Consider the following 8,539-nt stretch of genomic DNA (forward strand, 5'->3'; position numbering starts at 1 on the left):
GGTTTTAAGGGAGGATTACCACCTCATCGCATATTCAACATCGGCTGCAACTGTCTGACACGCGCAACATTGGCATCGTCCTCTTTCCTGGTCTCTTCTTCCTTCTTGGCATCGGTCTTGCCGAATGCGTCGGTAGTACGGGTCTGGAAGTAAAGCGTGGATGACAGGATATGATCGTGCCAACTGGTCAACATGGTGTCATGCACAAGCAAATCGAATAATGCCATCACCTTCTCGGGCAACTTGGTCTTTCCTGTGCTGGCATTGATCCATGCATCGGCCAGGGTGACCTCTTCTGCCGTCATCAACGGGCGAGCCGGGCGATATTGAGCTCCCATAGCGGCGGCATTGCCATTCATCGTCCTCCATCCCGCATTCTGGGCATCGGTGAGCTTTTTCCATTGCGCCTTGCGCTCGGGTTCAGAGTCCTGTTGTTTCTGGTAATCGCTGCGTTTTTGCGTCACTTCCTTGGATTCTGCATCCAGTCGCTCCCACACACTGACGAACGGACGATGAACTTCCATGATCGTCTTGGGCAGCGTTTTGGTCTCTTCATTCTGCGCGGTGAACATCTCGGACATCGCCCGGTTGTAGCGGTCATTGTCGAATGGCTTCGCAGTACGCGCCTCCATGTATTCCTTCTCCGCCCGTTCGCGTCGCTCGCGCCGCTGGTTTTGCGCCGCCTTCACGTCGTCGACATGACTGGTCACCGTTTCCCTGAATTCCGGCGATTGATAACGCACGGCCAGCCACTGGATGAATACCGACATGTGCTTGAGGAAATCGAGGCCGGGGGTACGAGGAACGACCGATCGATATGCGTCCACCAGTTCCATCATCTGGTAGCTGTTTTTACCTTCGACGACAGGTTCGGCGAGCGAGAATCGTCGGAATGTCTCAGGCTTCAAGATTCGCAGGTCCTCCATGCGATCCATCATGGTTCCAGCGATCAGCGCCTCATGCAGCATGTCGCGAAGGGGAACACGTTGCAGTTCGCCGCGAAAATTCAAAGCGCCGTCAGGGGATCCACCAGTGACATCCTCGCTGGTTCCGGGATAGAGAAATTGCTCGCCGCGGGTCTTCTCCAGGCTGTCCAATCGCTGATAAAAGCGCAGCTCATGTGCAGCGGCAAAATGTACGCAGCGTGTCACCGATGGCGGAATGCCCAGGGGTCTGTCACCGTAATTCTGCTTGATCATCCCGACCAATGGCAGAAAACCGATCAGTTTGTTCTCTTCCATGATCGATGCCACGGAATCGAGCAGCCCCAGGAATTTGATTTCGATCGGATGATTGTCTATCGCCAGGTCCTGCTCATTGGCGCGCTTGTAAAGTCGCGCCAGTTCATTGACGAACGCCCGTGCCACGACCCCGCCCCGGTCCGCGCCAAATACCGAGACATGGATCCGTTGTACCTTGGGGATCTTTCCCTTGGCATCTTCATAAGCTGCCTTGAACTGGTCCAGCGCCGCGCTAAGTCGCACATCTACGCCAGTGCCGAACAATTTCGCGGATGCCGCATTGTCACGCACCATGGGGATCGAGTCAGCCGCGACATCCGCGGCCAGCGTCTTCGCTGCCGCCCATCCGGCCTTCAACGGGTTCTTCCTCACCTCGTAAAGCAAGCCCCGCACCGATGCTTTTCCACGCATGACCCATCTGTCTCCGCTGGCCATGCGCAACATCCGCCTGGCATTGCCGGGCAGCGCCTTGGCCTCCTTGACGATATCTTTATACGCCTTGACCACTGGGCGATACGACATTTCAGTCAAGGAATCCTTCAAAATCTTGCCGCCCATCTTGAGCGGGTCCTTGGGCTTGGTGATGGTGCCGACGGATTTTTCCACGCGGTCATAACCGGTCACCTTTGCGGCAACCTTGCCGGCATTCGACAGTACCGCTTTGCCTGCGTTTTCCGCAACCTTGGTCACGGCCCGGACGACATCATTATTGGCTGCATCGGCATTGAGGTCGGTGCCCAGCCCCGAATAATAAAAGCGATACCAGAATTGGTTGGGTAGATCCGCCTTGCGCCGGTCCTTGTTATCGCGATGCGCCTCCCACAGTCGCGCGATATTCGAATACCGGGACGACGCCGGATCGTCTTCGTCGCGGCTGCGGCCGAACCCGTCGAAAAAGAAGCCCATGTGTATATCCGCCTGACAGGTCAGCTTTTCGGCCTGGGACTGGGCCTTGGCGGCTGCCGCCATTGCCAGCAAGGTCTTGGGCGGGGTTGTATCCGGAGATTCCGTTTTCCGAGCATCCATTTTCTTATTTCCTGGTAGCCGGATTGCCGGCTTGCAGTTCTGCCATTGCCGATGGCGACAGGTTTTGCATGTCTACCGCAAAGGCGCCTGGTTTGCCATGCGTGTCCGCAATAATTTTCTTTACATCCGGATGTTGATCGAAGTCCGGGTTGACCAGGAGCGTGAAATAAACGTACTGCTCCAGGTCATCGTTATCGGTCAACCTGTATTTTTTCCATCCTTCACCGGCGATCCGGGCCGTACGCCGGAAGACCTCGGCCCAGTTCAAGCGCCCTCCTGGATTCATTTTCGCTCCGTGCTTCTTCAAGAGTCGAAAATCGATCACACCGTAATCGAATCTTGAACCACCCAGATCCGTTCGAAATTCAGGCTCGATATGCATATCGGGATAAAAATGCAGGCCCAGAATCCTGGTTCCAGCACCGCCTTTCAAATCAGTTGGAGCAATACGGAGCTCGGTGGTCGTGTTGATGTAATCGATAGACTTCGGCCGTTTTTTAGCCGCCGCATCGAGATCGTATGCTTTCCACTCCACGGTAAATTCAGTGCCCTTGAGCTGATAACAGCAACTCAGGCTGCCTTCACCCGATCCGGGTGGCAAGTCGCCGCCGCCAGTTGCCTTGTTGCCGTATTTGTCCTTGATGACGAATCGCGTCAAGTTATACGGCGTGTAATTAAATCCCTCCAGACTGAGACCGTCATAAGTCGGCTCTGATGAAAAGGCATCGCACCCAGCCATTTGGGACAAAACTGCTGACGACATCAGCAACATCAGCAGAATCTTTGTCATCCGTTTAATATTCCTTAAAGCAATAAGGCAATTTATAAGTACTAGGAGAAACCAAGCCCATTGCGGATTTCGGAAACTTTCGACGCAGGCAAGCTTTGCATGGCCGAAGCAAAAGCGCCAGGTTTCCCGCCAGCCTGCTCTATGATCTTCTTGACTGCCGGATGCTGATCGAAGCGCGGGTTGACCAGCAGTGTGAAATAAACGTACTGCTCCAGGTCGTCGTTATCAGTAAATTTATACTTCTTCCATCCTTCACCGGCGATCCGCGCCGTACGCCGGAAGACCTCGGCCCAGTTCAAGCGCCCATCCGGATTCATCTTCTTCCCGAATTTCTTTTCCAGCCTTGCGTCGATCAGGCCGAAATCAAACCTTGACCCTTGCAAATCCGTTCTGAACTCGGGCTCGATGTGCATATCGGGATAGAAATGAAGCCCGAGAATCTTTGTTCCCGCCCCGCCTTTTATTTCCGTAGGCGGGATATGAATCTCGGTCTTGGTGTTGATGTAGTCGATGGGCTGAGAAATATTGCGCGAGGCGATGTCGGCGTCGTAGGCTCGCCACTCCACAGTGAAATCGGTTCCCTTGAGCTGATAGCAACAGCTCAGGCTGCCCTCGCCTGACCCCGGCGGAAGATCGCCGCCGCCGGTGGCCTTGTTACCATGCTTATCGGTAATGACGAACCGGGAAAGGTTGTACGGTGTGTAATTGAATCCTGCCAGACTCAACCCGGTATACGTCGGCTCCGACGATACAGCGTCACACCCCGCCAACTGGGATGACAACGTGATGCACGTCAGCAACGTCAACAAGAACTTTTTCATTTTCTTCAGCACTCCTGGCGCAACAAGGCTACTTCGCATACAAAAAACGCTACCGTTTCCAGCGCCACACATCATTCGTTCGACGCCACGGAAGACATCATCCTGGTCTCCTCCCACAGCGGCACACCCATCTTGTAGATCTCTTCCGGCAACGCCTGCACGGCCGCCATGAATGCATCGGGTGATTGCGGCGGGCTGCGCAACAAGGCTTCCAATGCCGCATGCTTCATGCCCGCACCAGAGGTGAAAAGTGCCAGCAACAGGCACTGCACCTGGCGGTCGGCGTCGTCGATACCTGCCGCCTGCAACGCCTTGAGCTGGCCATCCAGGAAGCCCATCAGCCTGGCCCTGGGTACGGTGTCCAGTTCCGACGCCACGAAACGCTGCAAATGATGTAGCAACATGTCCAGATGACTGGCGTCCATCAACCGTGCGAACTGTATGTCATCCAGTTGCAGCAGTGGCCTGCCGAGCGCCGGCTCGGCCGGAGACGGCGCCTGTGGCTGTTCGCGCTCGAAGAATGTCACGCGCGTGCCGCTGCGATCGAGGCAATGCAGCGACAGCAGCACACCGCTGAATTGCCGATGCTGCCCTGGCTTGAGGCACTCGAGCCACATGGGCAGGATGCGCGTATCGTACCAGCGCAGCATCATGGTCTGGTGGTCGCTCAAGCCCACCGTATGGAAAAGCTTCAAGTGCTGCGCGAGCGGTCCCAGGGGTAATCTGGAATCCATCCATGACAGGCAGGGTTGGTCCGTTCCCAGTTGCCATAGCCAATCAAGGACGCGTTCGCGCAGGTCGGCACGGATCGTCTTCAAGTCGATCAGCAGCGGCGCAATTTCCTTGACCGATTCTTCACGCTTGCCATCGAACAGCGACGCGTAGCGTATACGCCATCGGTCGAGTTGAAGATGGCTATCCTCGGCCTGCGCGCTGTCGAGCAACGCATAACGATGCCGATCGTCGGCATTGGCCTGCCGGTTCCAGGCAGAGAGCGCATTTTCTGGAGCCATCAGACAAGCACCCCGGGCGCGCCCTGCTTCATCGCATTGAGGATACATTCCTTGCAGACGCTATTGGGCATCGGCGGCATCGGCACATCGAGGCGATCCGGCCCGACGAACAACTTCTGGGCCGCATGAATGGTCAACTTGCCAGGGCAGCGCACGGTAATGTTTCCGCCATCGATGGTGATGTTGGCGCCGCCCGCGGTCGTCAACGAGATCTTCTTGGCAGCGGCCCAATCGATACTGGCGTTGGCGCTGGCCACGCTGACCTGGTCGCGCGCCTGGACGGTGATGGCGTCGGCCTGCGCCTGGACGTCGATGTTTTTTTGCGCGGCCACCACCTGCAGGCCGATACCGCCGTCCCCGGCGGCCATGGCGCCGGCCAGCACGCCGATGGCCTGCCCGCTGTGCAGGCGGAACTGGTTGCCACTGACCTGCTGGCTATCGTGGCCGCTCATGAGACTGACTGCCTCTTCATTGACCCATTGCAGATGCTGTCCGGCCACCGCCCCGAAGCCTTCTCGTGCGGCAATCCCGATCAAGGCCGAGGTAGTGTGCGGCACCTTGTTGTCGCCGGTGCGGGTGTTGGCGCTGGTCAGGTCCTGCGCTGCGACCTCGTCCGAGGCGCTGTCGACCATCCCTGCGCTGGCCACCCGCATGGCCTCCAACGGCGCCCCGGTGTCGCTGATGATGCTGGCATCGGCCTTCTGGGGTCCGACCTGGACCGCGAGAGCGACCGTCTTGTGCGTCACGGCGGCTTCATTGAAACTCTTGCCCAGCAGTGCTGCCTGCTTCAGCAGCGCCTGGCCGCCCGCATTGTCCCCGGCCGGATCGCGATCGGCCGCGCTGTGCTGGACCTTGTAACTGGAAAACAGGATGCCATTGCCCGCACGCACGGCGCCGTAGGCATCCGTGCGCAATTCCGCACCGGTGCCACGGAAGCTGCCACGATAATTGTCGGCGGTGTGGATCAGATGCCCCAGGTTCAATTCGGTACCCGACTGGGTCGACTTCAGTTGGAGTCGCCCCTGCGAATCGGTATCGTCGAACAGCACCTGGTTGTAGCCGTTGCCACCGAATTCCTTGGACCGGATACCCCATTGCGTGGCCGGGTTGCGATGCCCGGCGTTGTCCTGGCTGCCGCCATGCCACGTCGGGCCATTGCCGCCAACGCTATTGCCCTGGCCACTGGCTTTCAGATCGTTGGCGCCTGCGAAGACCTTGGATTGCCCTTGGTCGTCGGCGCTGGCGCCGCCCGGCGTCGGTGCCGCCGCACCTTCGCCCTGACCGTTATACAACGCACCGACGATGACGGGCCGGTCGATATCGTCTTCGATGAACTGCACTAGCACTTCCTGGCCGATGCGCGGCAGGAACTGCATGCCTATGCCGGCGCCGGCCGCCCGCTGCACCACCCGCACCCAGCAGGTAGCCGATGCATCGTTATTGCGGCCCTGCCAATGAAAGCGGATACGCACCCGCCCCAGCTTGTCGCAATGGATCTCGTCGCTGCCCGAGGCAGTGGTCTCGCCATTGGCGCCCACCACGATCGCGCTCTGGCTGCCCTGCGCGGTCGCACGCGGATGCAAGCGTCGACCCGTGCCGTCGGCCAGGACGGGGCGCCAGACGACATCCAGGCGGATCGCTTCGAATGCATTGGCGTAGCCGAGTTTGCGAGCTTGCGAGATCACACTGCCAAGGTCTGCCTGCGCCGCCAGATTCAACGAGTCGGGACGATTTTTCCCTTGCAGCTGCTGCTGGGCGCCCTGACACGCGCCAATACACTCTTCGAGCAACGCAGCGATAGGTCCAAACAGTTCTGCCAGCCCTTCCTCGGCATCCTTTGGCAAGTTATTGATTCCTACGCTGAACACCGAGAGCACGCAGAAATTGCGCAACCCGGCGTCGTCGCCGGCCATATTGCCCAATGGCCCTTGTGTCAGCGAGAAGCGGGTGCCTGGCCTGAGCGTACGTACCGTCGAGCGGCCTTGCCACGACTTGTTGCGCGCCTCACTGGCTTCGAGATGCAACTGCGCATAGTGGTCGGCTTCGGCGGCGTTGGTAAATGCATATTGGCCAGGGCTGTCGAAGCTCTCCAGCCGGGGCGCTTCCTTGCCGCCGAATTCATGCCGCGTCGGCAGGCTGGTAGCCACCGCCTGCTTGTTCTTGTAGTCGTACGACAGCAGCGAATAGGTCGCCGGCTGCAGTGACCGGCGCGCCGCCAGTGCCTGGATACTGTCCTGCTCTTCACGCGCGGTGCCGGCATGAAAACGGATACCCTCCCCGCCCAGCGCGCTGGCGCTGGTGGCGTCCTCCGGTACGCTGCTGTCGATGGACGAATCGGCGAACAGCACCAGGCGGTGACCCGCCGGAGCGCTGGGCGCCTCTTCCACGCGCCACGACAACCCTTCCTCGGCCAGCAGGCGGCTGACGAAATCGAGGTTGCTCTCACGATACTGGATGGTATAGCTGCGCGGCTGCACCGCCTGCATGAAGGGCACCACCTCGTCCGACCATGACCAATCGGCGTGCCCGGCATACTCCGTGAAAACGTCGTCGACGATCTCGATGACCGATTTATCCTGCCACACACGACTGTTGCGCGACTGGCTCAACAGCCAGATCCACGGCACGATCCGGATACGATAGCGCGCAAATCCTCCCTCGCTACCCAATTTGGCAGCCTCGCTGACCAATCCGGAAAAGCTGGCGCGTGTCCCGTCGGACAAGCTCGTCTCCAGTACCGCTTTCTGACCGAGCAAGGTCTTCAACGGTACGCTGGCATCGAGGTGCAAGGCGATGACCTCGCGCACGCCCACGGCATGCAGGCCTTCTGACGCCGCGAAGGCTTCCACCATGAACTCGCCGGCGCCATCATCCTTACCCAGCCGCAGGCTGTAGAGGCGGGTCGCACTGGTGAATTGCACCAATTGTGAGAGCAGGTCAGACATCTTTGGGAGCTCTATATGTTCGTTGCGGCGCCAGTCTTCGGCCACCACATTCAGTTGGAATTAGGCACCTTGCACGCCGCGTCGGTATCCCAGCGGCCGGAGCAGATGCGCCAACGACAGAATTCCCCTTCCAGAAAGCCCAGCGCCTTGCAACGATTGAGCAGCGACTCGGTACTTTCACCAGGCGTGCGCTGGACAATGTCGACGTTGCGGCCATCGCCGGGCTTGGCTTGTGCCTCAGCGTTCTGTGCCAGTTTCTGGTTGTTTCCAGCAGGTTTGCTTTCTTTCGCCGCGCGCTTCTTCTCGACGTCGGCCGAGCGCCCGACCAGGGCCTTGATCACGTCGACATCGGCGTCGTTCCTGGGCTCATGCTTGACCACGGGCTTCTTCTTTTTCTCTTCGGTGGCGACTTGCTTGCGCGGCTTTTCCGGCTTGGCCTCGAGCGCTTTCTTCAGCACCGCCGGCGGCGGCTTGACACCGTCTTCGAGCGCATTGGTCAATTGGTCACCCTTGGGCGCCGCCCGTGCGCCGGCGCCACTATCGGTAATGACCGCCGTGTCGCCGCTGGCCGCAGACGATACCCCCGGCCCCTGCGGCGGCGCAGTCTGAGCCGAATCGGTCACCTGGGCCCCGCCATCGGCAGGAGCGGCCGGCGACGCTGCGTTGATCACGGCGGTATCGGGCGGTGCGGCAGCCGGTGCCG

General features: G+C 59.3%; 6 protein-coding genes. All 6 read right to left on the reverse strand.

Going from position 1 to position 8,539, the window contains the following annotated elements:
- Positions 1-23 precede the first annotated feature (23 nt).
- A complete protein-coding gene (locus PMI40_RS09385; protein ID WP_008114505.1) occupies positions 24-2,267 on the reverse strand; it encodes a DUF2235 domain-containing protein in 2,244 nt (747 codons plus the stop codon).
- 4 nt (positions 2,268-2,271) lie between these two features.
- Positions 2,272-3,057: a DUF3304 domain-containing protein gene (locus PMI40_RS09390; protein ID WP_040501859.1), complete on the reverse strand. Its 786-nt coding sequence runs from the start codon at positions 3,055-3,057 to the stop codon at positions 2,272-2,274.
- Between the two features lie 41 nt (positions 3,058-3,098).
- Positions 3,099-3,878 carry a DUF3304 domain-containing protein gene (locus tag PMI40_RS09395; protein WP_008114509.1) on the reverse strand — a complete coding sequence of 260 codons (780 nt, stop codon included), beginning with the start codon at positions 3,876-3,878 and terminating at the stop codon, positions 3,099-3,101.
- A gap of 71 nt (positions 3,879-3,949) precedes the next feature.
- Positions 3,950-4,891: a DUF4123 domain-containing protein gene (locus tag PMI40_RS09400; RefSeq protein WP_008114511.1), complete on the reverse strand. Its 942-nt coding sequence runs from the start codon at positions 4,889-4,891 to the stop codon at positions 3,950-3,952.
- On the reverse strand, positions 4,891-7,836 hold the full coding sequence (locus PMI40_RS09405) for a type VI secretion system Vgr family protein (RefSeq protein ID WP_008114512.1): 2,946 nt from the start codon (positions 7,834-7,836) through the stop codon (positions 4,891-4,893). The genes PMI40_RS09400 and PMI40_RS09405 overlap by 1 nt, the downstream gene beginning before the upstream one ends.
- A gap of 50 nt (positions 7,837-7,886) precedes the next feature.
- Positions 7,887-8,539 (reverse strand): hypothetical protein (locus tag PMI40_RS09410; protein WP_008114515.1); only part of this gene is annotated, 653 nt, incomplete at its 5' end.

It is taken from the genome of Herbaspirillum sp. YR522, from assembly GCF_000282575.1.
GTDB lineage: Bacteria > Pseudomonadota > Gammaproteobacteria > Burkholderiales > Burkholderiaceae_D > Herbaspirillum.